Source organism: Corynebacterium sp. S5S1, from assembly GCF_001913985.1.
In the GTDB taxonomy this organism is placed as follows: Bacteria; Actinomycetota; Actinomycetes; order Mycobacteriales; family Mycobacteriaceae; genus Corynebacterium; species Corynebacterium marquesiae.
On record NZ_MKXT01000028.1, the window covers coordinates 1 to 26,669 of the forward strand.

Below are 26,669 nucleotides of genomic sequence, written 5' to 3' on the forward strand. Positions count from 1 at the left end.
CACCTAAAGGCTCATTGGCAGACAAACCAATCAACACACAACCATGCACACAAAAAATAAAAAGTACATTGGCACACTATTGAGTTCTCAAACATCATCCGCACACCACAAGAAAATTAACCTACCGTTAACCTCTCATTGGCGGCTCGTACAAACTTACTCAACCAAATGAACCAAGTCAAATCATCGAACCAAGTCCGTACAAAATTCGCTTCAAAGTAACCAACCGGCTACCTCGCGGCGACTTGGATTAATCTAGCCCAACCCCACCAATAATGACAAATCCCCAGCACACAAGGGAAAACGGTGCGCTGGGGACGTCGTTAAAAGAGCTCTTCTTCTTGAGTTCTTTCAATTGTGGCGCCGAGGCGCTGCAGGTTTTCTACAAAGTTGGGATATCCGCGGTCGATGTGGAAGACATCGTGGACCGTAGTCGTCTCATCCGCACACAATGCAGAAAGTACAAGACCCGCACCCGCACGGATGTCGGAACTCCATACGTGAGTAGAAGAGAGCCGCTCTTTACCGCGGACTACTACATGGTGACCGTCAACCTGGGCGTCCGCACCCAGGCGCAGCATTTCATCTACAAAGCGGAAGCGGGATTCAAAGACATTCTCCGTAATGACGGTTGTTCCGTCCGCAATGGCAGATATGCCAATAGCCATCGGTTGCAGGTCGGTGGGAAATCCCGGAAATGGCAGGGTCTGGTAGTCCACAGCCTGTGGTCGCTGATCCATGCGCACGCGAAAACCATTCTCATAGGTGTCTAGTTCCGCGCCGGCAGACTTCAGCTTTTCCAGCGGCAGGTGCAGGTGGCGCGGGGAAATTCCACCCACGGTGATATCGCCCTGGGTCATGGCGGCAGCGTACGCCCACGTGCCGGCCACAATTCGGTCACCAATAACCTCATGCTGGGTGGGCTGCAGCTTATCGACGCCGCGGATAGTCACCACCGAGCTTCCCTCGCCCTCGATATCGGCACCCATGGACTTGAGCATGGTGCACAGATCGACGATCTCCGGCTCGCGAGCCGCGTTATGGAGAACGGTTTCCCCTTCGGCGAGGACCGCAGCGGTAAGAATATTTTCGGTAGCGCCTACGGACGGGAAGTCCAGGCGGATATTCGCACCTCGCAGGTGCGTAGCCTCTGCCACGACGGCACCGTGTTCAATACGGGTGGTGGCGCCGAGCTTTTCTAGGCCGGTTTGGTGCATATCGAGCGGGCGGGAACCAATCGCGTCACCACCAGGCAACGCTACCTTCGCGTGGCCACAGCGGGAGGTCAAAGGCCCGAGCACGCAGACGGATGCGCGGAATTGGCGGACCGCGTCAAAATCCGCGTTGGATTGCGGCTGTGCAGGGGTCGTAATCCGGACTTCAGAACCCTCGATAACTACCTCGCAGCCGAGCCCCTCGAGAACCTTCTTCATGAGGGGGACGTCCAGAATTTCTGGGCAGTTCGTCAGCGTCGTAGTGCCCTCGGCCAGCAAGGATGCGGCCATGAGCTTCAAGACGCTATTTTTCGCGCCATCTACTTTAACGGTGCCCTCTAGGCGGGCACCGCCGGAAACAATAAACTGATCTTTCACAACTGCCTACGCTACCGGTTCTTAAGGCAATGCGCCGATACGACGAGCGGCATTAACCGCCTCGTAGCGGGTGTGCGCACCGAGTTTGCGCATTACCGAGCGCAAATAAGACTTCACGGTTTCTGCGCCGATTCCCATTTCCTCAGCTGCTTCTACGTTGGTATGGCCTAGGGCCACACAAGAGAGAACGTCGAGTTCGCGGGCGGAGAGCTTGGTGGATTGCTTCACGCGCACCGGCGAGACCATCTGGTCACACAACGTCTCTAGCTCCTTGCGCAGTTCTTCGTCTTCTACGCGGTTGGCCAGCATACGCAGCTTGGAGTGAGTGGAACGGACCTGCTCCCACTCGGCACCGTTCATGACGTGGCCGCGGGCGGCTCCGCCCTTGGACCCATCGGCACGTCGCATGGCGGAATTAACGGCCAAGTCTTGCTCGAGGGTGCGCGCGGTCATCGTCACTTCTTCAATGACCTTGTCGCCCAAACGAACTGGGGAGTGAACGCCGACGTAGAGGACACCGCGAATTTCGCGCTGCACAGTAACGGGCACGGCCACAATGGAGTGCAGGCCCTCGTCCTGAATTACGCGGTCGTTCTCGTGCGAGATGGTGGTGGCACGCGTGTAGTCGGATACACCTACCGCACGGCGAGTGCTGACCACTCGCCCACCTACACCGACGCCGGAGTCAATGATCAGATTCTGCAGCGCTGGGGTGCGTAGCCCCACCCACTGTGTGATCTGCAGGCGATTATCGGGCAGCAGCGTGGCGTACATCGTCACCGGAATACCTGTAGCGGTCTTCAGGGACGACAGGGCCGCGCGTACGGATTCTTCATCATCTTTGAGGCGATGCGACTCCATGAGACTCTTTCCTCGTCGGGGGTAACCAAGTAGGTGTACCCGTCCTCCCCCGGGAATTTGGGGATCAGCGGGCAACTGAGTGGAAGTATAGACAGCATGTGGGGGTAATTCGAAATCGCCCTCGGCTTATCCGGCGCTGCAATCCCACATGGAATGCCCGAATGCCCGGTCTAGAATTTATATACTGACTGGTCTACTTGTGTAGTGTACGCTTGCGTTGTACGCGATTTGAACCCAAATCTGATTCCCAAAGGAGTCCACAGAATGGCTGTCTACAACAACATTATGGAAACCATCGGCGGCACCCCGCTGGTCCGCCTGAACCGCCTCACCGAGGGCAAGGGCGCCACCGTGCTTGCCAAGGTTGAGTCCTTTAACCCGGCCAACTCCGTGAAGGACCGCATCGGCAAGGCCATCGTCGCAGCGGCCGAGAAATCCGGCCAGCTCAAGCCAGGCGGCACCATCGTGGAGGCTACCTCCGGCAACACCGGCATCGCCCTGGCCCTGGCTGGCGCCACCTTGGGCTACAAGGTCATCCTGACCATGCCGGAGACCATGTCCAACGAGCGCAAGGTGCTGCTGCGTGCTTACGGCGCAGAAATCGTGCTGACCCCGGGTGCGGCGGGCATGAAGGGCGCCGTCGACAAGGCGAATGAAATTGTCGCCGAGACCGATAACGCCATCCTGGCTGCACAGTTCGCTAACGAGGCGAACCCGAAGATTCACGAGGAAACCACCGGCCCGGAGATTTGGGAAGACGCAGAGGGCAAGGTTGACGCCTTCGTTGCTGGCGTAGGCACCGGCGGCACCGTTACCGGTGCAGGCCGCTTCCTGAAGTCCAAGAACCCAGACCTACACCTGGCTGCGGTAGAGCCGTCCGACTCCCCTGTTCTGTCTGAAGGCCACGCTGGCCCGCACAAGATTCAGGGCATCGGCGCTAACTTCGTTCCTGAGGTACTTGACCGCGAGCTTCTCGACGAAGTCTTTACGGCCACCACCGAGGAGTCCATCAAGGCATCCCGCGACCTGGCTACCCAGGAAGGCCTGCTGGTTGGTATCTCCGCCGGCGCTAACGTTTCCGCAGCTCTGAAGCTGGCGGAGCGCCCAGAGCTCGAGGGCAAGACCATCGTAGTTGTCCTGCCAGACTTTGGTGAGCGCTACGTCTCCACCATCCTCTTCGAGGACATCCGCGAAGCTTAAATTACTTCGCTTGAATAAAAGCACCCGCCAACCTTGGCGGGTGCCTTTTTTATGCCAGTACTATGTGGGCATGAACATTATGAGCTACATCCGTGAAGACTTAGCAAATGCAAGAGATCACGATCCGGCCGCGCGTGGCGACATCGAAAATGCAGTAGTGTACTCCGGCCTCCACGCGGTGTGGTCTCACCGCATTTCGCACTGGATGTGGAAGCGTGGCCTGCGCGGGCCCGCGCGCATCTTGGCGCAGATTAACCGCTTCTTTACCGGCGTGGAAATCCACCCAGGCGCAACTATCGGCCGCCGCTTCTTTATTGACCATGGCATGGGCATTGTCATTGGTGAAACCGCAGAGATTGGCGATGGTGTCATGCTCTACCACGGTGTCACCCTCGGCGGCCAGGTCCTTACCCAAACCAAACGCCACCCCACTGTCGAAGACAATGTGACCATCGGTGCGGGTGCCAAGGTGCTCGGTCCCATTACGATCGGTGAAGGATCGGCCATTGGCGCCAATGCCGTGGTGACGAAGGATGTTCCCGCCGAAAGTATCGCGGTGGGCATTCCGGCCAAGAACCGTCCGCGCAACCCGAATGAGCGCATTAAACTGGTCGACCCTGACTACTACATCTAAATTCTCTCCCGGCGGCTCACAGGCTACTGTGGGCCGCTTTTACATGCCTTCTGGGCGCAGCAGATCGCGGTATTCGGGGTTCTTTTCGATAAAGTGCGCCACGGCGGAGCAGGAAGCAATGACTTGCTTGCCGACGCCCCGGGCGTCGTCAAGCGCAGCCTTAATCAGCGGCGCTGACAATCCTTGGCCGCGGAAAGCATCCTTGATGACCGTGTGGTTGAACTCGCGAGTCGTGCCGGCATCTACGTAGTGGCACGCGCCCGCCTCGACGCCGTCCACGGTAAGGACGTAGCGGGACTTATCTGTCTGGTGTGCAATAGCATGTTCCATGTGCCCATACTAAGCAAAAATGGCCCCTCTTACGAGGAGCCATTATTGTGGCCAGAGCCAGGATCGAACTGGCGACCCCACACTTTTCAGGCGTGTGCTCTACCGACTGAGCTATCTGGCCAGAAACCCGAAGGTTTCCGCGACCCTGACGGGACTTGAACCCGCGACCTCCGCCGTGACAGGGCGGCGCGCTAACCAACTGCGCCACAGGGCCATTTTTAATTATGTGTGTGCTCTTGGGCACGGATAGATACTTTACAGAAGACTCCCAATACTCACCAAATCAGCACGTCAGAAAGCTATTTAGAGGCCTGCTGCGGATCTTTTCCACCCAAGTTCATCTCAAAGCGCTCATAGTCTTCCAGTGCAGCAAAGTGCCGCGAGTAAAGGTCGCAATCTCGGTCCACATGGCCATAAAGGGCCGGAGCGACATCAACAATGTGGCGCAGCCACAGGCCCTCATATTCTTGCTCATGGGCCCGTGCCTCGACCTTCCGGTGCGCCTCCTCATCCGAGCCTGCATAGACGAGAAAGAAGTCCTCTCGGAAGAAGTTAGAATGCTCCGAGCTTTCGGAGGCAAGTTCAAAGACAGCGATTCCGACGTATGGCTCCATAGCGCCAGCCTAACAAAACAAAAATCAGCAACCGCCGAAGCGATTGCTGCTCATTCTGCGACCTTGACGGGACTTGAACCCGCGACCTCCGCCGTGACAGGGCGGCGCGCTAACCAACTGCGCCACAAGGCCAATCGAATATCCAATTCGAACCAACACTTTCGTGTTGGTACCCCCAACGGGATTCGAACCCGTGCCGCTGCCGTGAAAGGGCAGTGTCCTAGGCCGCTAGACGATGGGGGCCCGTCGCGCTAAGGCGACCTCTAGAAATATACTGGAGACCTCACCTAGTTACAAAATCGCTCCCCAAGAAAGATTAGGAACCATGTCTGACCAGCATCAAACGTGCTCCTGCCAGGAGCCGCACGTGCACGGATATAACGCGGATTCTAAGAGCAAGGATCGCTACCTTGCCCGACTCAAGCGCATTGAGGGGCAGGCACGCGGCATCCACCGCATGGTCGAGGAAGACCAATACTGCATCGACATCATTACCCAGATTTCGGCGGTGAAGTCGGCGCTGGAGAATGTCTCACTGGCGCTCCTAGAAGACCATATTGAGCACTGTGTGGCTGGTGCCGCCGCCGAAGACGGTGAAGTAGCCACCGAGAAGCTAGAAGAGGCCATGCGCGCCATTAAGAAGATGGTGAAAAACTAAAAGGAGCCACCCGAAAAGGTGGCTCCAGTTGTGGGCCCTGTGGGGATCGAACCCACGACCTGCGGATTAAAAGTCCGTAGCTCTACCAACTGAGCTAAAGGCCCAACGTCGCTACATTTTAGCGTGCGGTATTTGCAAAGTCCTAATTAGGGGGGCGTCGGCAAGCGAAAGGCGCCCAGCTCGCCGCTGAGCGCCTGCCGGGGTGTGGTTACATTAGCCGCGCATATCGCCCTTCTCCATGAAGCGGACTTGGAAGTCAAAGGCGGTCTTCAGGTCGTGCGGGGTGTGCTGGAACTTGTTTTCCTTGGCACGGTTGAAGTATTCCTCGAGCAACGGACGGTAGTCCGGATGTGCCACGGAGATGACCTTCTCCACGCGCTCCTTCGGCGCCAGACCGCGCAGGTCGGCTACGCCGTACTCGGTAATGATGACCATGGTGTCGTGCTCGGTGTGGTCCGTGTGGGACACGAACGGAACCAGCGCGGAAATTGCGCCATCCTTAGCCACAGACGGGGAAACGAAGGTGGAGATATAAGCGTTGCGGGTGAAGTCACCCGAGCCGCCGGTGCCGTTCATGATGCGGGAGCCGGACACGTTGGTGGAGTTGATGTTGCCGTAGATATCAGCCTCAATCATGCCATTGGAGGAAATCAAGCCGACGCGGCGGATGACCTCCGGGTGGTTGGAAACCTGCTGCGGACGGAGGATGATGTGTTTGCGGTAGCGCTCTGCCTCCGCATTCATCTTCTCCGCATAGTCCGGGGACAGCGCGAAGGAGGTGGCGGAAGCCATGGTCATCTTGCCCGCATCGATGAGATCGAGCATGCCGTCCTGAATGACCTCGGTATAAGCCTGAATATTCTCAAACTTGGAATCCAAAAGTCCGGCCATCACGGCGTTGGGGACGTTGCCCACGCCGGACTGCATGATGAACTTGTCGTACTCAAGGCGACCAGCGGCGACCTCCCCCTCGAGGAACTCGATGAAGTTGGCGGCGATCTTCTCGGAAATCTCGTCCGGTTCCTTGAACGGCGCGTTGCGGTCCGGGGCATCGGTCTTAACCACTGCGACAACCTTGTCCTCCGGCACCTCCATGTAGGTGGTACCGATGCGGTCGCCCGGCTTAGTGATAGGGATTGGCTGGCGGTTAGGCAGCTTTTCAATGCGGTAAATATCGTGCATGCCCTCGAGGTTGATGGACTGCCACTCATTAATCTCGATGATGATCTTATCAGCAGCCTCGATGAACTCGAGGTTATTGCCCACTGCGGAGGACGGCACCACGTGGCCTTCTTCGGTAATGCGCACGGCCTCAATAATGGCTACCTGGAAGTCACCGTAGAAGCCCTCTTCTACCTGCTGGCCCGAGTGAGACAGGTGGATATCCTGGTAAAGCGCGGTGCCATCATTGAACTGCTTATGCAGGGTGGGATCGGAGTTATAAGGAGAGCGGAAGCGAATCGCCTCAGCTTCCGCCAGAACGCCATCGCAGTCCGGGGCGGTGGAAGCGCCGGAGAAGACGTCGATCTTAAATTCCTCGCCCTTTTCATGTAGAGCCTTGGCCTTCTCTGCAATGGCGGTGGGCAGACCCTTGGGGTAGCCAGCGCCGGTGAAGCCGGAAATTCCTACACGATCACCGTGGTTGACGTGCTGAGCAGCCTCTTCTGCGGAAACTACGAGCTTCTCGAATGGGGCATACGCGATTCTTTCGGACATGGGTAATCCTCCTTCATTAAGGGGCCAGCCAAAATAACGGCCGTCCTAAATAGTTACACAGCCCACATTAGCGAATCTTTGCAAGATTTCCACCACTTTTGTGTGACCCCTACCCCATAAAGCAAAAATAGGGTACGTTGCCACTGTGGGCCCGGTTGCTATTTTCCCCCGTTAACTAGCACAATTGGGGCGTGAATTTGCGCATTGGACACTACGATCTCTCCTCCCCCGTCATCCTCGCCCCGATGGCGGGGGTAACCAACGTTGCCTTCCGCACGTTGTGCCGCGAGCAAGAGCTGGAGCGCACCGGCACGGTGTCGGGCCTCTACGTTTGCGAAATGGTCACGGCCCGCGCCTTGGTTGAGCGCAATGAAAAGACGCTGCACATGACCACCTTTGCGCCGCAGGAGGATCCCCGTTCCCTGCAGATCTATACGGTGGATCCGGAATATACCTATAAAGCCGCGAAGATGATCGTCGATGAAAACCTGGCGGACCACATCGATATGAACTTTGGCTGCCCGGTTCCCAAGGTGACCCGCCGCGGCGGCGGTTCCGCGCTGCCTTATAAGCGACGTCTCTTTGGCAATATCGTCTCCGCCGCAGTCAAGGCCACCGAGGGAACCAATATCCCGGTCACGGTGAAGATGCGCGTGGGCATTGACGACGAGCACCATACGCATCTCGACGCCGGGCGTATCGCCGTCGAGTCCGGTGCCGCCGCCGTTACCCTGCACGGCCGCACCGCCGCTCAGCGCTACTCCGGCGAAGCACGATGGGACGAAATCGCGCGCCTCAAAGAGCATCTGGCAGATACTGGCGTGCCGGTGCTGGGCAATGGCGATATCTTCCGTGCCGAGGATGCCCGCCGCATGATGGAACAAACCGGCTGCGACGGCGTGCAGGTAGGCCGCGGCTGCCTCGGCCGCCCGTGGCTTTTTGCCGAGCTCGGCGCCGCACTGCGCGGCGAGTCCATTCCGGCAGAGCCCACCCTGGGCGAGGTCACCCAGGTAATCCTCCGCCACGCGGAGCTACTGGCGGAACACGATGGCGAGAACAATGCTTCACGCGATATCCGCAAGCACATCGGTTGGTACCTGCGTGGTTTCCCGGTTGGTGGCCAGGTCCGCGCGGGCTTAGCCAAGGTCAATTCCCTCGATGCCTTGCGTGAGCTTCTAGCCCCTTGGGCGGATTCCGATGCCCTGGCTGCCGACGCCGACGGAGCCCGCGGCCGCCAAGGCTCACCATCCAAGGTGGCTTTGCCGGATGGCTGGCTCGACGATCCAGAAGACGACTGCGTTCCGGTTGCCGCTGACATTATGAACTCCGGCGGATAACCTAACAAAGGTATAAGAGCAGCTAGGAACGCACAGGAAACTTGCATTTATGCTCTACTTAAGTTGCGCAAGCGCCGAAATTTTTCGCTATTATCTTTGGCATGCGTGCCGCTTACAGGGAACACCTAGACAATTTCTCCCACGACCTCATCGTGATGTGCGATACCGTTCGCGACATCATGGATAAGGCCTCCTTGGCGCTGCTGCAAGGCGCCTTGGACTCCGCGGAAGATGCCCTCACCATGACTGAGGAGCTAGATGAGATCCGCGCTAGGTGCTCTGAGCGTGCCGTAAAACTCTTGGCCCTGGAAAACCCCATGGCACAGGACCTCCGTCAGGTGGTCTCCTCGATTTATATCGTGGAGGATCTCTACCGGATGGGCCGGCTTTCCCAGCACATCGCGGCCTCCGCGCGCCGCCGCCACCCTGTCGCCGTGGTACCGGCGAATTACATCGGCTACTTCGAGGAGATGTACCGTCTCACTGAAGAAATGGGGTCGGTCCTGCACGATATCCTCGTCACCCCTGATGCGGATTTGTCCGTCAACCTCCGTGCCGACGATGATGCAGTGGATGATATCAACTCCCATATGCTGCGCATCCTGACTCAGCGCGAATGGGAAGGCAGCGTGCGCGAAGCCGTTGAGACTTCACAAATTACGCGTTACTACGAGCGCTATGCGGACCACTGCGTCTCCGTGGCCGGCCACATCATCTATCTGACCACGGGTCTTTTGCCCAATGACTATGCCAAGAAGTTAGAGGAGGACAAAAAGGACGCCGAATTTGAAGCACGGATGGCAGATCTCGAGCGTCAGTTTCGCCGTTAGACGAATCTAAGCACCAAAGAAGGGGGCCGGTTCTTTCGAACCGGCCCCCTTCCTCTCGGACAATCTCTCTACTCTTTAGCCAAAGCGGCCAGAAATGTAATCCTCGGTCTCCTTCTGAGAAGGATTCTCGAAGATCTTGGTGGTGTCATCGAACTCCACCAGGTGGCCTGGCTTACCGGTTGCTTCTAGGGAGAAGAAGCCGGTCTTATCGGACACGCGGGCTGCCTGCTGCATGTTGTGGGTCACAATAACGATGGTGAAGTTTTCCTTCAGCTCGTGGATGAGGTCCTCCACGGCAAGGGTGGAAATCGGGTCCAGCGCGGAGCAAGGCTCGTCCATGAGTAGCACCTCTGGCTCCACGGCGATAGCGCGGGCGATGCACAGACGCTGCTGCTGACCACCGGAGAGGCCGCCGCCTGGCTTGTCCAAGCGATCCTTAACCTCGTCCCACAAGTTGGCGCCGCGCAGGGACTTCTCCGCGACTTCCTTGAGCTTCTTCTTGTTCTTTTCACCGGACAGCTTCAGGCCTGCCACGACGTTGTCCTCGATGGACATCGTGGGGAACGGGTTAGCCTTCTGGAAGACCATGCCGATGGTGTTGCGTACGGATACCGGGTCGACCTTCGGTCCGTAAATATTGGTGCCATCGAGCAGGATTTCGCCCTTCACGGAGGCGCCGGGGATGACCTCGTGCATGCGGTTGATGGTGCGCAGCACGGTGGACTTACCACAGCCGGAAGGGCCGATGAATGCGGTCACGGCCTGAGCCGGAATCTGCATATTCACGTTCTGCACGGCGTGGAAGTCGCCGTAAAAAATGTTCACGTCATTGAGCGCGAGCTTAGACATTTGGGAGTTTCTCCTCTAGCAAGTGTATGGCGGAATCGAGTGGTACGGCGTTTACTTCTTAACCGAGAACTTCGCGGAAACGATGCGGGCCGCAATGTTGAGGACGGCGATGAGGATAACCAGCGTCAACGCTGCTCCCCAGAGCTTGTCCAGTACGGCGGGCTGTGCGCCGGCCTTATACATATCCAGCATCATCAGCGGGAGCGAGGACTGAGAGCCCTTGAAGGCATCCCAGTTGATGACGGAGGAGGAACCAACCAAGACCAGCACCGGCGAGGACTCACCCATCACGCGAGCAATCGCCAGCATGATGCCGGTGACGATGCCGGACAGTGCGGTAGGCAGAACGATGCGGGCGATGGTCTTCCACTTCGGAACGCCGAGTGCGTAGGACGCCTCACGCAGATCCATGGGGACCACGCGTAGCATCTCTTCGGTATTGCGCACCACAATTGGAATCATCAGCAGCACCAGGGACAACGCCACGGCGAAGCCGGAGCGGCCAAAGCCGAACAGAGTGATCCACATGGCAAAGATGAACAGGGCCGCAACGATGGAAGGCACACCGGACAGGATGTCCACCATGAAGGTGGTGATGCGGCCGAGCCAGCCGCCCTTGGAGTACTCCACCAAGTAGATGGCGGTAAAGATGCCGATCGGAATAGAGATAATGGAGGCCAGAATGGTCTGGACAAAGGTACCCACGATGGCGTGAGCGGCACCGCCACCAGAAGAGCTATTCATGATGCCGCGCTGGGAAGCGGTCCACCACTCAGGGTTGAGGATGACGCCACTGCCGCGGGCAATGAGTTCCCACAGAACCCATACCAGCGGAACCATGGCCAGAATCATTGCGCCCCAGACCACCGCGGTGGCGGTGTTATTGGTCATCTTGCGGGAGCCGGAGATGTCCAGGAAGGTCGCGCCGCCTTGGGAGGCAGGCTTGGCATTAGTAGTCGTAGTCATTGATCCTCCCCTCCTTACTTACTCTTCACGATGGCGCGGGCAATTGCGTTGACCACGAAGGTCAGCAAGAACAGCATGAGGCCGGCGGCGATGTAGGCACCAGCGCGCATCTCGTTACCGAACTCGGCAGATGCCAGGGCGATGGCCGTGGCGAAGGTCGTGCCGCCGTCGAAAAGCGAGAAGCGGAAGTCAATCAGCGGGGAAACAACCATGTACAGCGCCATGGTCTCACCCAAGGCACGGCCCAGGCCGAGCATGGAGCCAGCGATGTAGCCGGACATGCCGAATGGCAGAACGGTCATGCGGATAACTTCCCAGCGGGTAGCACCCAGAGCCAGGGCGGATTCCACCTGGCCTGGAGGGGTCTGCACGAAGACCTCGCGCGCGGTGGCGGCGATGATCGGCAGAATCATCACGGCAAGCACGATGCCACCGGTGAACAGGTTGCGACCAGTAGCGAAAGACGGCGAGTTGTCGAAGACGTGGAACAAGAAGAAGCCACCCGCCCAGGATTCCATCCAGGAGTAGAAGCCGGATAGGGCCGGGCCGAGAACCTGCCAGCCCCACAGACCATAAACAATGGAAGGAACCGCAGCGAGCATGTCCACGAGGAAGCCGAGCGGCTTAACCAAGCGGGCAGGCGCGTAGTTGGACAGGAAGATGGCGATGGCCAGGGCCACCGGCATGGCCAGCAGAAGGGCGAAGACCGAAATGAGAACGGTGGTTCCGAACATGGTCGGAATACCGAACTTCATCGCGGAGGTATCGGAAGTCTCCCAGCGTCCACCATAGGTAAAGAAGCCCATGATGCCGCCATCATTGACTCCCAGGGCGGGAACCGCACGCCACAGCAGGAAGGCGGCAATGGCGGCAATCATGACGGTGATAAGCGTTGCCGAAGCAGTGGAAAAGAACTCAAAGACACGGTCGCCCGGGCGCTTTACGCCGCTATTGGAGCTGGTGGTAGCTACCTCGCCGTGTCCGCTGTTGGAGACTCGCTCGGCAGAGGTGACGTTCGCGTCCACCTGCTCTGGAGCCGTGGTGAGATTATTGTCTGCCATGAGACTGTTAATCCTTTTCAGCGTGAAAAATGGAAAATATCGTTACATACCTGCGCCCCCAAAGCGCGAATTGTGTGCGGCAGTGGGGGCGGGGAGGTATTAAGCTTTTGCAGCTTTAGCGCTTACTGCAGAGCGTCAACAGCAGCCTTCAGCTTGTCCAGGTGTGCACCCTCAACCGGGATGAAGCCCTGCTCAGCCAGCTGGTCATCCTGATGATCCAGGACGGTGGTGAAGAAGGACTTGACCAGCTTGGAGGTCTCCTCATCGTAGCCCTTGGAGCAAACGATGTTGTAGGTGGTCAGGATGAGCGGGTATGCACCCTCGTTGTCGGAGGAGAACAGTGCCTCGGAGTCAACAACCATGTTGTGCTCGGAGTCGGTCTTCTTGAACTCCAGGTTCTCCAGAGCCTTGTTGACGGACTCGGTGGACAGCTCAACCGGGCCGTGGCCGAAGTCGATCTTGGCCTTCTTGACGCCCTCGCCTTCCTTCTGGTCTGCGAAGCCAGCCTCGACGTAAGTGATAGCACCATCGATGCTTGCAACCTGGTCAGCAACGCCGGAGGAGCCGTTAGCACCCTCACCAACAGCGTCTGGGAACTGCTTGCCCTCCGAGTCCCAGTCACCGGTAGCGGCCTTGAGGAACTTCTGGAAGTTTGCGGAGGTACCGGACTCGTCAGAACGGAAGATGACGGTGATGTCCTTGTCCGGCAGGTCGGTGCCCTCGTTGTCAGCAGCGATGGCCTTGTCGTTCCACTTCTTGATTTCGCCCTTGAAGATCTTGCCCAGGGTTTCGGTGGAGAGGTTGATCTCGGTGTCACCCAGGTTGTAGGCGATGGCAACCGGACCAATGGTGGTTGGCAGGTGCCATGCCTCGTTGCCATCGCAACGCTCAGCGGCAGCCTCAACCTCGCCCTCGTCTTCCTTCAGAGCGGAGTCAGAACCAGCGAAGTCAGCCTGGCCGTTGGTGAAGGCCTCAACGCCGGCGCCGGAACCGGAAGCGTTGTAGGAGAGGGAAGCGTCTGGGTAATCCTCGGAGAACGCAGTCTGGAAGTAGGACATTGCGTTCTGCTGGGAGGATGCGCCGTCGCCGACGAGCTCGCCGGAGACGTCCTCGCCGCCAGCGGAGTCGGAGGAGGAGCCAGACTCCTCAGAGCAAGCTACGAGAGCGGTGGAGGTTGCGGCTACGATGCCGAAGATTGCGGCAGTGCGCTTGAAGTTGCGAATCACGGGAAAACCCTTTCCGGTGCAGATCAGAGATTGATTGTCCGAGGAAACCGCATCTCCTGGAGAGATATTTCCTGCATCCCGCTCCGCCTTCTGGGGCGAGATGCAGGCGCACAGGTGCGGTTAACTCACAGGGTGTAAAGCTATCCGCAGGATCTGACCAAAAGGGTGCCAAGAGGTAAACACTGGGTGAACAAACGTCCTGCGCCCCATGACGTTAGTCACACACGCCCCATACGACGTGCTCTTCATCAACCTCAAAGCCTAGGCGCTCGTACGCCTTTAGCGCCGGATCATTATCCGCTTCTACATAAAGAATTACCCGCTTAGCTCCCTTTTCCACCATGCGGCGCAGGCCAACCTGCAGCAGCGGACCGCCCAACTTCTTGCCGCGGTAACCTTCCGCCAAGCCCACCACGTAGACCTCACCGAAGGCCGGAGTTTCCTCCGCATGCCACTTGGTCCAGTGGAAGCCGGCCAGCGCCGGCTCATCTGCCGTATCCCATAGGAAAAGCAGGTCAGCGGGATCGAACCAGTCCGCCTCCATGCCGCGGTGCAGGCGATCAAGATCCCAACCGCCTTGTTCGGGATGCCAAGAAAAGGCCTCGTTGTTGACCTTGAGCCACTGCTTTTCCACAAAGTCCTTGCCCCACTTATCCGCCGCCTCGGTGTAATTCAGAGCGGTCAGTGGCAAGGCTTCGGGGCGGGCGGCCACTGCGAGCTCTTCTCCCCCGATACCCATGACCACCAGCTTGCGGGTGACCTGCAGGTCGCGGGAGTGCGCCAGCGCCTGTGCCGCCGGCAGGTTCCCGTGGGCCCAGGCTTGGAGGTTGGGGGTCTTAGCAGCGGCGTCGTAAAGCGCGGCACCAAAGCCCTGCCCGCGGTGATCAGGGGCAATTAATAGCTCGGCGGTCGACCCCTCCAGACCGGCCACGCCGCACGGCTCCTCCCCTACCCAGGCCACCAGGTGGCGATGCTCCAAGCGAGAATCGCTAAGACCGTTGAGGAATTGCTCCGACAACGGCGCCATTCCATCGGCACGTTCGGCCTGCTCAGCCAGCGCTTCAACGCGGCGAGCCAGCTCCGGTGCGTCCGGTAGGTTTTCTTCCGTAATCTTAAAGGCATTGCTAGTCATAGGCCCCAGAATACGTAGGGTAAGAATGAAAGGGTGAGTGTTCTTAAGATTGACCGGCGCATCGTGCACGTCCTCCTCGTGGTGTGCGTGCTCATTGCAGCCTGGGTGGCGGATGCCTGCGTGGCTATGCACACGGAACACAAGGTGGCGCAAGCCGTGAAAGCCAATTCGCGGCTGGATAATACGCCGGATGTTTTCATCGGCGGCACCCCCTACCTGTGGGCGGCGGCTTCGAAGGAAATCCCTTATCTCGAGGTCAAGGCGCTAGATGTGGAGGTGCCCAAGCTAGGCATGGTCAATGCTTCAACCGTGCTACGCGATATCACCGTCACCCCAGAGCAGGTAATGAATGGAGATATCGAGGGCGCGCCCGTCTCCACCTACTCGCGCGGCATTTCCTTGGATGGTGTGGCGCTGGGCCGCCTATTGGGGATTACCGATCTCTCCATCGCCAACCCGGACGATATTTCCCCCTCCGGTGGCACCTCTGCAGAAGCAGAGCTAACGGGCACCCTGCCTGGCGACGCCCACGAGTCCACCGCCAAGGTCACCCTCCGCCTGGTTGGGCCGGAGTTTCGCATGCAGGTCTATGACACGAACGATGAGCGCCTGCAAAAGGCCTTTTCCCTCAACTTCGATACCCGCCAGTTGCCGCTTCCGGCCCAAGCGACCGCGGTAAAAATGCAGGGTGGCACCATTTCCTTCGAGGTACAGCGCCGCAATATTAAGGTGCAGCTGGCCCAGCTCTCCCCGCTGGAGATTGACGGCTCGGAGCAAAAGGCCGTGGAAGAGGCGGAAAAGAAGGCCGCCGATACCAAGCACCGAGTCGGCCCCGCGCCGCAGACTAGCGCAGGCGAATAAAGTCCCGGAGAACTTCCTTCATCGTGCGCTGATGGGCCTCTCGCCTATCCTGCGGGGCGAATACCTCGATGGCATCCTTCACAGAGGCCAAGGTAACCGCATCAAAGCGCCCCTCCGATTCTCCATCGGCTTGGAAGCGCTGCGGTTCGCGGCAGACTAGCTCAACCCGCATGGCGTCGTCGAAGGCCACCGTCTTTTCTTTGGTGAGCCTATTGAGCCATCCGCGCTTATCGGCACCGAAGAGGTGCAGCAGGCCAACGACGCCGCCGAGCCCGCTAAACTCCTCCAGCCCAAAGAGAGCAAGGCCCTCATCAAAGGAATTGCGCGGGTTAGTCACTACCGGCAGCGGGCCCAGGAATGTCCACGGGTTGGTATTCGAGGTAAACAACAGTGGCACATCGTCCTTGCGTAGCTGCTCGCCCCTGCTGGACTCGGCCGTCACCGCAATATGCGGTGGGTTCTTCCGCGCCCGGCTCCAGGCCCGAATGGCGACGTTGAGGTAACGCAGCGGAGTGGCCGAAAATCCCTGCTCGCGAGCGCGATCCACGCGCGCCAAGACATCCGCGTCCAAACCGAAGCCAGCGTTGACGGCAAACCACCGCTCGTTCCACGTTCCTAGGTAGATGGTGCGGCGCAGATCCCGGTCGAGCATGCGAGCCAACACATGAGTGGCCTCCACCGGAGTGCTGGGAAAGCCTAGGGCACGCACAAAGACATTCGCGGAGCCGGTCGGAATGACAGCCAGCGCCGGGATGGACTGAGGATCGGGGCGCTGCCCATCGGCCGGGCCGAGTAGCCCGTTGACCACCTCGTTGACGGTTCCGTCTCCGCCCACAGCAATGATGACGTCATAGTCATCCCTAGTCATTCCTTTGACCATCTCTTCGGCGTGGCCAGGGTAATGCGTAAATTGCACCTTGAGGTGTAGCCCCTCTACCGCTTGGAGGGCGGGAACGATTTGGCGGAAGAGGGCGTTGGTTTGTGAGGTCGAGTTTGGATTCGAGATCATCAATGCATGCACGAGGTCCAAGTCTAGTAGTTAAATAGGCGGGTGCACGACTAGGCTGGACGGCCATGAGCGAAAATAATAATGAAACCACCTCTGAAAACATCGAAACTACCGCGGCTTCTCACCCGGAAAACGATCCTGGAAAGCTCAATGGCAACGATGCCGTGAACCAGGCTGCCGAGCAGTGGAAGGACGCCGCTAGCCGCAATATCCCCGCTCTCGAGCTGGGCGATACCCCGGTACCGGACGATACCGCGAACCTGCGCCAGGGCCCGTCGCTGCACGACGGCCTGCTGGGGCTACTCCCCCTTGTTGGCGTCTGGCAGGGCGAGGGCCAGGCCCACGATACGAAGGGCCAGGAGTACACCTTTGGCCAGCAACTAGTCATCGCCCACGATGGCGAAAATTACCTGACGTTTAGCTCCCGCACCTGGAAGATCGATACCGAAGGCAAGCCGGAAGGCCCGTCTGTGCGCGAGACCGGCTTCTGGCGTATCTCGGAAAAGGATGAAATCGAGGTCACCTACACCTCTTCTACCGGCATCGTGGAGATCTTCTACGGCGAGCCCTTCAATGACCGCGCATGGCAGCTGGAATCCGCCTCCACCATGGTCACGGAGACCGGCCCGAAGAACCTAGGCCCAGGCAAGCGCATGTACGGCCTGATGCCCAATAACAACCTGGGCTGGGTAGACGAGCGCATGGTGGATGGCGAAATGCGCCCCTACATGTCTGCGGAGCTCACCCGCATCGCTGGCTAAGACCCTAGCGCGGCATCAATAAGGTCTCGGATGACGTCCACGTTGTCCGGGGCCTTTAATTTTTTGTCATTCAACCGGGTGACACGCGCCGCAACGCGCACGGAGGACACTAGCCACACCGAATCCGCCTTTTCTAAGTACTCCACGGTCAGCGGCTTGGCCTTGCAGCGATAGCCTTTCTCTTTGGCGTGCGCGAAGAGCGCGGCTTGCGTGGTGCCGGGCAGGATGCCGCGGCCGGCCGCAGTGCGCAGTTTCTCGCCCTTGACGGCCACCACGGTTGAGGTCGCCCCCTCGAGAATTTCTCCGGTGTCCGGGTCGGTGAGGATGAGATCCTCAAAGCCCTTCTCCCGCGCCATGCGCAGCATCGCCATGGTGGCCGCGTAATTGAGCGTCTTGGCGGGCAATTCCTCCGCCACGTGCCACAGGCGGGGGCTTGTCATGACGGCGACGCCGTGGGCGCGGTGCTCTAGCACCTTGTCCTCAATCGGCTGCACAACAACCCACGCGCTCGGCCGCCCCGTGGAGGCGCGCCCGCGGGTATAGGTCCACGTGCATTTAGCATCGCCTTGCTCGTCCCCGCAGAAGTCCGCGATGGCGAGCCGGGTGGCTTCTTCCCACTTGTCCATGGGCGGCTCCGGCAGGTTCATCGTGCGGGCTGAATCGCAAAAGCGCTGCGCGTGGCGCTGCAGGTTAGCGGCTTTTCCTCCGCGCACGAGCAGGGATTCAAAGATGCCATCGCCGCGGGTGACCGCGGCATCGTCCGCGTAGACGAGGGGCAGCGCGGGCATGTGCCTGCGTACCGACCCTCCAAAGGGCTCCACAACGTAGATGACCGGCTCTTTTCGCGGCGAAAACTTCATACTTTTGATTATGCCCTACCATCGGTAGTTGTGAGTTATTCTTCGCCTCTTCTGCAGCGCGCCGGTGCCGCGGAGCACCAGGACGCGACCGTACTCGATGCCCAGGGTGTGGCCTGGCACTATGGCAATCCGCTGGGCGAGCAACGGGCCGCCGATGGCGGCACCATCGTCATTGACCGCTCCCAGCGCCGCGTCATTCGCGTGAGCGGCAAAGACGCCGCCGAGTTTCTGAATAATCTGCTTTCACAGAAGCTTGACGACGCCCCCGTGGGTTTCACCGCCGGCGCCCTCGACTTGGACATCCAAGGCCACATCCTCCACCACATGGATATCGTGCGGACCGACGATGCCTTTCTTATTGACGTCCCCGGGGCGCAATTCGACTCCCTCTTTAAGTTCCTCACCATGATGGTCTTTTGGTCCGAGGTCACCGTAGAGGAAGCCGATATCGCCATCCTTACCCTCCTGGGTGAGGCCGATGTTTCGCTTCCGCCCATGGTGGAGTTTTCCCGCCAGGTCCAGTGGCCAGGAATTAAGCGCGTTGACCTTGGCATTCCTCGCGAATCCTTGGTCGAGGCAACGAAATACCTAGAGGAATCCGGTGCACGGCTAGCGGGGCTCATGGCGTTTACCGCCGAGCGCGTGCGTGCCCGCGAGCCGGAGCTGGCAGCGGATCTGGATAATAAGTCCATCCCCCACGAGGTGCCGCAGTGGATCAGCCGCAGCGCCGCTAATCCGGCCCACGTCCACCTCAATAAAGGCTGCTACCGCGGCCAGGAAACGGTGGCGCGCGTAGAAAATCTGGGCCGCTCCCCTCGCCTATTGGTACAGCTGCACCTCGACGGCTCCGCGCCACAACGGCCAAATGTGGGCGATAACATTACTTTCAATGGACGTAAGGTAGGCCGCATCGGCACGATTGTGGATGACTGCGATTTCGGCCCCATCGCCCTAGGCCTAGTGAAGCGCTCTGCGCTGGACGCCGGCACCCTAGAAGTGGGCGATACCGCGGCGTCTATCGATCCTTCCTCCATCCCCGAGGATGAGGGCCCCAAGGCTGGGCGTGAGGCAGTAAACCGGCTGCGAGGGCGTTAGATCTCCCACTAGCTAGGGGGCGGTGCGGAATTTTTTCGTCACACAGGCTATTGTGTCTTACAGGAAGATACTCAATAGACAAGTCGATGGGGCGCCCAAGAATCCCTGGCGCGCCCTACTAACCCAAGGGGGTCATGCACATGGGACGCGGACGCGCAAAGGCAAAGCAGACCAAAGTTGCACGCCAGCTCAAGTACAACTCACCCGAGATGGATATCGAGTCCCTACAACGGGAACTCGCCGCACAGCAAGAGGGTGACTCCCGCGATTATGAAGAGGATGACCCATACGCCGACTACGTCGACGAATGGGATGATGCCGACCGCGACGAACGCTAATCTTCCGCTCGCCGCCGGATAGCTCAAGGGCCCTAGGAAATCTCCTAGGGCCCTTCCTCATACCCTCGCCCTGGCAGGGGCAGGGCCCTGCTAGAAGTTCGGGTGCTCGCCGTGCATGACCACGCGCGGTTCCTCGCCGGAAGCGGAGCGGACGGTGCCCAGCTCCCACGCATCGATGTGACGTGCGGTTAGCATTGCCAGGGCACGGTCGCGGTCTTCAGGATTGACTACGGCAATCATGCCGACGCCCATGTTAAAGGTCTTCTCCATTTCCGCCAGATCCACCTTGCCCACCGAGGAGATGAGCTTGAAGACCTGGCCTGGGGTCCAGGTGGCGCGGTTGATATCGGCTGCGAGCCCCTCTGGAATGACGCGCTCGAGGTTACCTGCCAGTCCACCACCGGTGACGTGGCAGAAGGTGGATACGGAGCATTCGCTGGCCAAAGCCAGGCAGTCCTTGGCGTAAATGCGGGTGGGCTCCAGCAGCTCCTCGCCAAGGGGACGACCGAGCTCTTCCACGTGGCCGTCGAGAGGCATGCCAGCCTGCTCCAGCAGGACGTGGCGGGCCAGAGAGTAACCATTGGAGTGTAGGCCGGAAGAGCCCATAGCGATGAGCACGTCACCCTCACGGACCTTGTCTGGGCCAAGTACGCCATCGGCCTCAACGACGCCCACCGCAGTGGCGGAGACATCGTATTCGTTTTCTGCCATCATGCCGGGGTGCTCGGCGGTCTCACCACCCAGCAGCGCGGCGCCGGCCTGCACACAGCCCTCGGCGATGCCCTTGACTACCTCGGCCACCTTTTCCGGCACGACCTTGCCTACGGCGATGTAGTCCTGCAAAAAGAGTGGCTCCGCGCCGCAGACAACGAGATCGTCCACACACATCGCAACGAGGTCGATACCGATGGTGTCGTGCTTGTCCATGGCCTGGGCCACGGCCAGCTTGGTGCCGACGCCGTCGGAACCGGCGGCGAGGATGGGCTCCTTGTAATCGCCGAGCTTGAATAGGCCAGCAAAGCCGCCAAGACCGCCCAGAACCTCGGGGCGGGTGGCGCGCTTAGCGTGCGGGGCGAAAAGTTCTACGGCGCGGTCACCTTCTTCGATGCTGACGCCGGCTGCTGCGTAAGTATTGTCACTCATGGTTTCAGGTGTCCTTTGTTATTCGGTGCCGAGCAGGGTGCGCACGGCTTCTGCATTGGAGTTTCCGGCGGGCAGGCCAAGTGGGTACTCACCCGATAAGCAGGCGGTACACAGCTCGGAACGCGGCTGTTCGGTGGCGGCCACCATCTCCTCAATGGAGACAAAGCCCAAGGAATCGGCGCCGATGGTGTCACAGATAGTGGCGCAGACGGTTTCCGGATCGTCGGAGGGGCTGGCGTTAGCGATCAGCTCGCCCGGGGAGGCGAAGTCGATACCGTAGAAACACGGCCACTTCACCGGCGGGGAGGCGATGCGCACGTGCACCTCGGCGGCGCCGGCCTCGCGCAGCATGCGGATGAGTGCGCGCTGGGTATTGCCGCGGACGATGGAATCATCCACCACGACGAGCTTCTTTCCGTTGATGACTTCGCGCAGCGGGTTGAGCTTCAAGCGGATGCCCAGCTGGCGCAGGGTCTGGGTGGGCTGGATGAAGGTGCGTCCCACATAAGCGTTTTTGACCAAGCCGTGGGCGAAGGTGATGCCGGATTCGCGGGCATAGCCCACGGCGGCCGGGTTGCCGGATTCGGGAACCGGGATGACGAGGTCCGCACCCTCGGCCGGGTATTCGCGGGCCAAGCGGCGGCCAATGTCCACACGGGAGGCGTTGACGGAGCGGCCCTTGATATCGCTATCCGGGCGAGCCAAGTAGACGTACTCGAAGACACAGCCGTGGCGCTTGGCCGGCGCGAAGTTCACGGAACGGATGCCAGCCTCATCGATGGCGACGAGCTCGCCGGGCTCAATCTCGCGGATGAACTGAGCGCCGCAGATATCCAGCGCACAGGTTTCGGAGGCCACCACCCAGCCGTTGGCCAAGCGGCCGAGGACCAGCGGGCGCACGCCGTGCGGGTCGCGCGCGGCGTACATGGTGTGACCATCGGTAAAGGTCAGGCAAAACGCGCCCTTCACGCGCGGGAGCAGGTCGCGGGCGGAGTCGAAGACGGAGGTGTCTTCATCCACGCCGTCGGCAAGCAGCATAGACAAGCACATGGAGTCAGATACGGACTCCTCATGGGGCTTAATCAGGCCGCGCTGCACGGCCTCCTCGCGCAGTTCCAAGTAGTTGACCAGGTTGCCGTTGTGCCCAAGGGCGATGTCTACCCCGGTGGAGGAGGTAGAAAACATCGGCTGGACATTGGACCATTCCTTCCCGCCGGCGGTGGAATAGCGCGTGTGGCCCACCGCTACGTTTCCTTGGAGGGCAGACAGGGTGGACTCATCAAAGATATTGGCCACGAGGCCCATGTCCTTGAAGACGACGATGCGGTCATCATCGCCCACCGCAATGCCGGCAGCCTCCTGACCACGGTGCTGCAGGGCGAAGAGACCAAAGTAGGTCAGCTTGGAGACTTCCTCCCCGGGAGCCCACACGCCATAGACGCCGCACTCTTCGCGGGGCTCCTGCTCATTATGATCGTCAAGATTGGTGATACTAGGAGTATGTACTTCTACCACGGCGTTTATATTAGCCTGTCGCGCCGCCGGAAACTAACGGAATAAGCGGCAACCACTGCGCAATTTCGCCCGCGCGGGAGCCGGAAGCATCGACGCGACCAGTGCTTACGGCCTCTTCCCAGTCCGCCAATCCGGTGGCGAGGCGCAGCCAGGTTTCCGGGTCGGTCTCCACCACATTGGGTGGGGTGCCGCGGGTATGGCGGGGTCCTTCAATGCATTGCACCGCAACAAATGGGGGTACGCGCAGTTCCACGGAATGGCCCGGCGCGTCGGCCTCGAGGGTGCGGGCGGTGCGGCGGACGGCGTCGGCAAGCAGGGCCCTACCAGGCTTATCGTGCTCCGCCGGGGCGGCAATCCAGTCTTTGATGGCCATGACGGCCGCGCGGGTGGCTGCGGGATCGACGGGCTTTTTCATAGCTACATCATAGCTACTGTTATCTTGTTGTTTATGTCACCTACGCCTTCCGTTGCGGAAAACCAGAAATCGCCGGCGCTGACGCTGCGCTTTATGGCATCGCCAACCGACGTCACCATGGCCGGCGCCCCCGGCATCAGCGGTGGCCGCGTCTTGGAATGGATTGATAAGGCCGCCTATGCCTGCGCCGTGCAGTGGTCCGGCCAGTACTGCGTGACCGCATACGTGGGCCATATCCACTTCACCCGGCCGATCCCTTCCGGGCACATCGTGGAGGTCCGCTCGCGCATCGCTATGACCGGGCGTTCCTCCATGCACATCGTCAACGAGGTGCTCTCTGCCGACCCGCGCGAAGGTATTTTTACCCGCGCCTGCGATTGCCTGGTCATCTTCGTAGCCAAGGACCCGGCCACCGGCAAGTCCACCCCGGTGCCGCCCTTCGTCCCGGAGACCGATGAGCAGTGCCGCGTGGAAGAGGCCGCCAAGTCCCGCATCGAGCTGCGCAAGGCCATCGAGGAAGAGATGGAAAAACAAACCTATGACGGGTCTTCCGATGCCCCGCGCATGGTCAATCGCTTCCTGGCCAAGCCCACTGACGTCAACTGGGGCGGCAAGGTCCACGGCGGCACGGCCATGCAGTGGATCGATGAGGCCGGCGCAGCTTGCACCATGGAGTGGTCCGCGGAGCGCACCGTTGCGGTGTACGCCGGCGGCATCCGCTTCTACCGCCCGATTTCCATCGGTGACCTCATCGAGGTCGACGCCCGCATGATGCGCACCGATACCCGCTCGATGCAGATGTCTATCCACGTCCGCTCCGGCAACCCCCGCGGCGGCCGCGAACACCTGCAAACCGCCATTCACGCCACCGTGGCCTATATCGCCCTCGATCACGATGGCCAGCCGCAGGTAGCCCGCCCCTTCAATCCGCATACCGAGGAAGACAAGCGCCTGGCCGAGCACGCGACCGTGCTGCGCGAGCTGCGTGCCAAGTACTCGCCAAAGCCTTTGGTGGTGGCGCCGTCGAACCAGCACATCGACTAGCCGCTCTCCCCTCGTTTCGGTGTTAGCAAGTCCATAGTGGCAGCGGGCGCCCCGCACTTCTGCTTTAGATGGACGTATATGCGGCCGACGATTCCCGCCGTCCGCTTTCGCCTCCCACACACAGAAACGAGGGAATATGCACACCTCAACAATGCGTCGCTCGGCCCGCGCCGGCCTTGCTCTAGTCGCTTCCGCATTCCTCTTGGCGTCCTGCCAGAACCCGAATAATCTCCCGGATGAAGAGACTTCGGCCGCGGCACCCGAGTCTTCCGCGCCGCACAGCGCCACCAGTTCCACGTCTGCAACCACGGAAGAAACTACCGAAACCTCCACGACGAAAAGCGAGGGCCCACGCGCCACCGCCGAGGGCCACGTGGTGGTCCTTTCTACCGGCGGCACCATTGCCAGCACTCATGACAAAGACGGTGCGGTGGTTCCCACCGTTACCGGCTCCAAACTGGTGGATCCCCTTTCCGGCACCTTTGACGAGGACAAGCTCACGCTAGAGGTCAAAGATATTGCCAAGCTGGATTCTTCCGCGATGACCTTGGACGATACCGATACCATCATCGAGGCCGTAAATAAAGAGCTACAGCGCGATGATGTCGATGGCGTAGTGGTCACCCACGGCACCGATTCCATGGAAGAAACCGCCATCGCCGTCGATACCTTCCAGGACAGCGATAAGCCGGTAGCCCTTACCGGAGCGATGCGTCCCTTTGATGACCCAGATCCGGATGGTCCGGACAACTTGGCGCTCGCTGTCAAGACGGTAACTGACCCTTCTAACAAGGGCCGCGGTACCTTCATTGCCTTTGCGGATCACGTTATCCCTGCCCGCGGCGCTTTTAAGTCCGATACGGCCAAGGCCGATGGCTTTGCCAATAACAATGGCAAGAAGCAACCTCAGCGCCCGAAGGCCCTGAAGCATCAGCCGCTGGGCAATACCCGCGTCGATATCATCGCCGCCTACCCCGGCGCGCCGGCCGACCTTATCCAGCGCTCCTTAGACAGCGGCGCCGAAGGCATCGTGATTGAGGGAATGGGCGCCGGCAATATCGGCGACGAGCTAGCCCAAGCCGCTAAGGCCGCGGCCAAGAAGGTTCCGGTCGTGCTCACCACCCGCGTGGATCACGGCCCAGTGGAGGGCATCTACGGCGGGGCCGGTGGCGGTGCCACGCTTGCCGACGCCGGCGTTATCTCCTCTGGCACCCTACGCGCTCCCCAAGCACGTATGCTGCTAGCCGCCGCGATTACGACCGGCACCGATGCTGAAGATCTCTTCGCTCACGCTGAATAAACACTCGCCTTGGAGTACCGGCTGGTGGAGACACAACATTAATGAACGAGTTTTCATCAGCCACGCTTAGTTTCGACCTCGTCCCCGTGCGCATAGTCCGCCAGGAAGCGAAGAAACCGGTGAGCCGGCTCTGGGAGTCGGTTCTGCGAGCTCCACACCACACGTAGGGGCCGGTCAAACTTGATCCCAGCTACCGGGACCTCTACATACTCGCCGGTAGACAACTGCGACTCCACTGCTCGCCTTGCTATAACCCCTGGAGCGCCTAAAGCGCCTATAGCAGCGCGTTGCGCCCCCAGAGATCCAAATTCTCCTGCAGGAGGAGCGAGTGACCCCAGAATGTCCTCTACTACCTCCCGCGTGCCGCTTCCCTGCTCACGCAGAACCAAAGGAGTAGTCTGCAGCTCCTCTTTAGATACCGCAGCCACCCCCTTCAATGGTTCGGATACTGTAGGAGCCCCAGATCCACTTCGGCTATCCGCGCGAGCCCAATAATGCCCTGCAGGGACGACAACAACGAGTTCGTCGTGTCCGGCTACGCGCTGGTGCAGTTCATGGGATACCCAGTTACCTTCCACAATGGCTAAATCCGCCAATCCCTGTACTACATGGCGCTGGGCCTCCCGGCTATTGAGCTGGCGCATACGCAGAAAAGTTTTCGGGTGAGCACGTTGAAACGCCGCAGCCCAGCGCGGGTAATCTACCTCGGCGACTGTATGCGAGACCACCAATTTAATTTCCTCGGTGACGTCTTCACCGATGGCTCTCTCAAGACCACGCGCGCAGTCGTTCAAGGCTTCCTCTAGCACCTCGAGTACCCGGACAACCTGGGAGCCGACTTCCGTAGTAAAACTACCCGCAGCTCCACGCCAAAAAATGCGTTGATTTAGATGCCTTTCAAAATTGGCAATGCGATTACTCACCGACTGTTGGGAGACATTCAGGTGTATGGCGGCCTGATTCATACCCCCATACCGTGCCACAGCAAGTACAGCGTCGACTGTCTGGGCATCGGGGACAAATCCGCGCCGAACTGGTAAAAAGTCATCACTACTACCGATTCGCGAGGGGTACATATTTTCATTGTAACCCCGACCAGAATGAACGCCCTCCCGCAATTCTGCCGTAAAGCATAGCCTCAAGCGCATGTTAAAAATTCAGAACGAGATAGACCTTCCCCCGCTCGGCCCAGGCTGGGCCGGGGCCGTTATGGGCCTCGGAATGGTGCTGTTGCAACTTGGGGCGGGAGCCAAGAAAGCTCCGTTTTTATTGTGTGATCAACGCTATGTGCCTGTGTTGTCAGGCCGTCTCGAATACCCGGC

At 59.7% G+C, this 26,669-nt stretch carries 27 protein-coding genes and 5 tRNA genes; 11 read left to right on the forward strand and 21 right to left on the reverse strand.

The annotated features are described in order from the left end of the window. Positions 1 to 323: 323 nt before the first annotated feature. Both murA and ramA read right to left on the reverse strand, forming a co-directional pair. Entirely contained in the window at positions 324 to 1,592 is a 1,269-nt protein-coding gene (gene murA / locus BKN05_RS09560; protein ID WP_049377289.1) for a UDP-N-acetylglucosamine 1-carboxyvinyltransferase, read from the reverse strand. Between the two features lie 21 nt (positions 1,593 to 1,613). Then, positions 1,614 to 2,453, reverse strand: a complete 840-nt coding sequence (gene ramA, locus BKN05_RS09565; RefSeq protein WP_005325834.1) for an acetate metabolism transcriptional regulator RamA — start codon at positions 2,451 to 2,453, stop codon at positions 1,614 to 1,616. Between the two features lie 264 nt (positions 2,454 to 2,717). On the opposite strand from ramA, the gene cysK reads away from it, so the two are divergent. Together cysK and epsC are read left to right on the forward strand one after the other, a co-directional pair. Beyond that, positions 2,718 to 3,653, forward strand: a complete 936-nt coding sequence (cysK, locus tag BKN05_RS09570) for a cysteine synthase A (protein WP_286688524.1) — start codon at positions 2,718 to 2,720, stop codon at positions 3,651 to 3,653. 70 nt (positions 3,654 to 3,723) lie between these two features. Beyond that, complete coding sequence (epsC, locus tag BKN05_RS09575) at positions 3,724 to 4,287, forward strand: serine O-acetyltransferase EpsC (RefSeq protein WP_286688525.1); 564 nt, start codon at positions 3,724 to 3,726, stop codon at positions 4,285 to 4,287. Positions 4,288 to 4,326: 39 nt separating this feature from the next. Here epsC and BKN05_RS09580 read toward each other — a convergent pair whose 3' ends face one another. The 6 genes from BKN05_RS09580 to BKN05_RS09605 all read right to left on the reverse strand — a co-directional run bounded on the left by BKN05_RS09580 (position 4,327) and on the right by BKN05_RS09605 (position 5,474). Beyond that, the gene (locus tag BKN05_RS09580) at positions 4,327 to 4,617 is read right to left on the reverse strand and encodes a GNAT family N-acetyltransferase (RefSeq protein ID WP_225746467.1); all 291 of its coding nucleotides are present in this window, start codon (positions 4,615 to 4,617) and stop codon (positions 4,327 to 4,329) included. 48 nt (positions 4,618 to 4,665) lie between these two features. After that, a tRNA-Phe gene (locus BKN05_RS09585) sits at positions 4,666 to 4,738 on the reverse strand. Positions 4,739 to 4,757: 19 nt separating this feature from the next. Next, positions 4,758 to 4,831, reverse strand: a tRNA-Asp gene (locus BKN05_RS09590). Between the two features lie 85 nt (positions 4,832 to 4,916). Continuing rightward, positions 4,917 to 5,231 (reverse strand): DUF4288 domain-containing protein, encoded by a 315-nt coding sequence (locus BKN05_RS09595; RefSeq protein ID WP_286688526.1) that lies wholly within the window; start codon positions 5,229 to 5,231, stop codon positions 4,917 to 4,919. A gap of 58 nt (positions 5,232 to 5,289) precedes the next feature. Continuing rightward, positions 5,290 to 5,363, reverse strand: a tRNA-Asp gene (locus BKN05_RS09600). Between the two features lie 35 nt (positions 5,364 to 5,398). Beyond that, positions 5,399 to 5,474 (reverse strand) — tRNA-Glu (locus BKN05_RS09605). A gap of 82 nt (positions 5,475 to 5,556) precedes the next feature. Here BKN05_RS09605 and BKN05_RS09610 point away from each other — a divergent pair. Continuing rightward, positions 5,557 to 5,889 (forward strand): metal-sensitive transcriptional regulator, encoded by a 333-nt coding sequence (locus tag BKN05_RS09610; protein ID WP_286688527.1) that lies wholly within the window; start codon positions 5,557 to 5,559, stop codon positions 5,887 to 5,889. Between the two features lie 31 nt (positions 5,890 to 5,920). Here the strand turns inward: BKN05_RS09610 and BKN05_RS09615 are convergent. Continuing rightward, positions 5,921 to 5,993 (reverse strand) — tRNA-Lys (locus tag BKN05_RS09615). A gap of 109 nt (positions 5,994 to 6,102) precedes the next feature. Next, a complete protein-coding gene (scpC, locus tag BKN05_RS09620) occupies positions 6,103 to 7,605 on the reverse strand; it encodes a succinyl-CoA:acetate CoA-transferase ScpC (protein ID WP_286688528.1) in 1,503 nt (500 codons plus the stop codon). A 191-nt stretch (positions 7,606 to 7,796) separates the two neighbouring features. On the opposite strand from scpC, the gene dusB reads away from it, so the two are divergent. Further along, a complete protein-coding gene (gene dusB / locus BKN05_RS09625; RefSeq protein ID WP_286688529.1) occupies positions 7,797 to 8,942 on the forward strand; it encodes a tRNA dihydrouridine synthase DusB in 1,146 nt (381 codons plus the stop codon). A 101-nt stretch (positions 8,943 to 9,043) separates the two neighbouring features. Then, positions 9,044 to 9,772: a phosphate signaling complex protein PhoU gene (gene phoU / locus BKN05_RS09630; RefSeq protein WP_239273289.1), complete on the forward strand. Its 729-nt coding sequence runs from the start codon at positions 9,044 to 9,046 to the stop codon at positions 9,770 to 9,772. Positions 9,773 to 9,847: 75 nt separating this feature from the next. Here the strand turns inward: phoU and pstB are convergent, their stop codons facing one another. The 5 genes from pstB to mshD form a co-directional block, all read right to left on the reverse strand. Next, positions 9,848 to 10,621 (reverse strand): phosphate ABC transporter ATP-binding protein PstB, encoded by a 774-nt coding sequence (gene pstB, locus BKN05_RS09635; RefSeq protein WP_023019857.1) that lies wholly within the window; start codon positions 10,619 to 10,621, stop codon positions 9,848 to 9,850. Between the two features lie 51 nt (positions 10,622 to 10,672). Next, the gene (gene pstA, locus BKN05_RS09640) at positions 10,673 to 11,587 is read right to left on the reverse strand and encodes a phosphate ABC transporter permease PstA (RefSeq protein ID WP_225746461.1); all 915 of its coding nucleotides are present in this window, start codon (positions 11,585 to 11,587) and stop codon (positions 10,673 to 10,675) included. A gap of 14 nt (positions 11,588 to 11,601) precedes the next feature. Then, a complete protein-coding gene (gene pstC, locus BKN05_RS09645; protein ID WP_286688530.1) occupies positions 11,602 to 12,648 on the reverse strand; it encodes a phosphate ABC transporter permease subunit PstC in 1,047 nt (348 codons plus the stop codon). 122 nt (positions 12,649 to 12,770) lie between these two features. Continuing rightward, positions 12,771 to 13,874: a phosphate ABC transporter substrate-binding protein PstS gene (gene pstS / locus BKN05_RS09650; RefSeq protein WP_225746459.1), complete on the reverse strand. Its 1,104-nt coding sequence runs from the start codon at positions 13,872 to 13,874 to the stop codon at positions 12,771 to 12,773. A gap of 214 nt (positions 13,875 to 14,088) precedes the next feature. Continuing rightward, positions 14,089 to 15,006 carry a mycothiol synthase gene (gene mshD / locus BKN05_RS09655; RefSeq protein WP_286688531.1) on the reverse strand — a complete coding sequence of 306 codons (918 nt, stop codon included), beginning with the start codon at positions 15,004 to 15,006 and terminating at the stop codon, positions 14,089 to 14,091. Positions 15,007 to 15,039: 33 nt separating this feature from the next. Between mshD and BKN05_RS09660 the strand changes: the two genes are divergently transcribed. Further along, complete coding sequence (locus tag BKN05_RS09660) at positions 15,040 to 15,867, forward strand: LmeA family phospholipid-binding protein (RefSeq protein ID WP_198492019.1); 828 nt, start codon at positions 15,040 to 15,042, stop codon at positions 15,865 to 15,867. Here the strand turns inward: BKN05_RS09660 and BKN05_RS09665 are convergent. Continuing rightward, positions 15,851 to 16,876, reverse strand: a complete 1,026-nt coding sequence (locus BKN05_RS09665) for a diacylglycerol/lipid kinase family protein (protein ID WP_198493292.1) — start codon at positions 16,874 to 16,876, stop codon at positions 15,851 to 15,853. The two genes, BKN05_RS09660 and BKN05_RS09665, sit on opposite strands and share 17 nt — an antisense overlap. Positions 16,877 to 16,941: 65 nt before the next feature. Between BKN05_RS09665 and BKN05_RS09670 the strand changes: the two genes are divergently transcribed. After that, a complete protein-coding gene (locus BKN05_RS09670) occupies positions 16,942 to 17,637 on the forward strand; it encodes a heme-binding beta-barrel domain-containing protein (protein ID WP_232619451.1) in 696 nt (231 codons plus the stop codon). Here the strand turns inward: BKN05_RS09670 and BKN05_RS09675 are convergent. Further along, complete coding sequence (locus BKN05_RS09675) at positions 17,634 to 18,497, reverse strand: aminodeoxychorismate lyase (protein WP_286688532.1); 864 nt, start codon at positions 18,495 to 18,497, stop codon at positions 17,634 to 17,636. The genes BKN05_RS09670 and BKN05_RS09675 overlap by 4 nt on opposite strands. 30 nt (positions 18,498 to 18,527) lie before the next feature. Here BKN05_RS09675 and ygfZ point away from each other — a divergent pair, with 30 nt between their 5' ends. Both ygfZ and BKN05_RS09685 read left to right on the forward strand, forming a co-directional pair. Continuing rightward, on the forward strand, positions 18,528 to 19,592 hold the full coding sequence (ygfZ, locus tag BKN05_RS09680; protein ID WP_049378488.1) for a CAF17-like 4Fe-4S cluster assembly/insertion protein YgfZ: 1,065 nt from the start codon (positions 18,528 to 18,530) through the stop codon (positions 19,590 to 19,592). Between the two features lie 140 nt (positions 19,593 to 19,732). Continuing rightward, positions 19,733 to 19,930 (forward strand): DUF3073 domain-containing protein, encoded by a 198-nt coding sequence (locus BKN05_RS09685; protein ID WP_193387586.1) that lies wholly within the window; start codon positions 19,733 to 19,735, stop codon positions 19,928 to 19,930. Between the two features lie 90 nt (positions 19,931 to 20,020). On the opposite strand, the gene purM is transcribed toward BKN05_RS09685, so the two are convergent. From purM to BKN05_RS09700, 3 genes are read right to left on the reverse strand one after another with little or no spacing between them, the layout of a single operon-like run. After that, positions 20,021 to 21,073: a phosphoribosylformylglycinamidine cyclo-ligase gene (gene purM / locus BKN05_RS09690; RefSeq protein ID WP_225746454.1), complete on the reverse strand. Its 1,053-nt coding sequence runs from the start codon at positions 21,071 to 21,073 to the stop codon at positions 20,021 to 20,023. Between the two features lie 18 nt (positions 21,074 to 21,091). Beyond that, positions 21,092 to 22,588 (reverse strand): amidophosphoribosyltransferase, encoded by a 1,497-nt coding sequence (purF, locus tag BKN05_RS09695; RefSeq protein WP_286688533.1) that lies wholly within the window; start codon positions 22,586 to 22,588, stop codon positions 21,092 to 21,094. 10 nt (positions 22,589 to 22,598) lie between these two features. Further along, positions 22,599 to 23,003, reverse strand: coding sequence for a sterol carrier family protein (locus BKN05_RS09700; RefSeq protein WP_204611021.1), 405 nt, complete (start codon positions 23,001 to 23,003; stop codon positions 22,599 to 22,601). Positions 23,004 to 23,036: 33 nt separating this feature from the next. Between BKN05_RS09700 and BKN05_RS09705 the strand changes: the two genes are divergently transcribed. Together BKN05_RS09705 and BKN05_RS09710 are read left to right on the forward strand one after the other, a co-directional pair. Next, positions 23,037 to 24,047: an acyl-CoA thioesterase gene (locus tag BKN05_RS09705; protein ID WP_286688534.1), complete on the forward strand. Its 1,011-nt coding sequence runs from the start codon at positions 23,037 to 23,039 to the stop codon at positions 24,045 to 24,047. Between the two features lie 136 nt (positions 24,048 to 24,183). Continuing rightward, the gene (locus tag BKN05_RS09710; protein ID WP_286688535.1) at positions 24,184 to 25,347 is read left to right on the forward strand and encodes an asparaginase; all 1,164 of its coding nucleotides are present in this window, start codon (positions 24,184 to 24,186) and stop codon (positions 25,345 to 25,347) included. 56 nt (positions 25,348 to 25,403) lie between these two features. Here the strand turns inward: BKN05_RS09710 and BKN05_RS09715 are convergent, their stop codons facing one another. Next, positions 25,404 to 26,495: a LysR family transcriptional regulator gene (locus tag BKN05_RS09715; RefSeq protein WP_350309225.1), complete on the reverse strand. Its 1,092-nt coding sequence runs from the start codon at positions 26,493 to 26,495 to the stop codon at positions 25,404 to 25,406. Positions 26,496 to 26,669 lie beyond the last annotated feature (174 nt).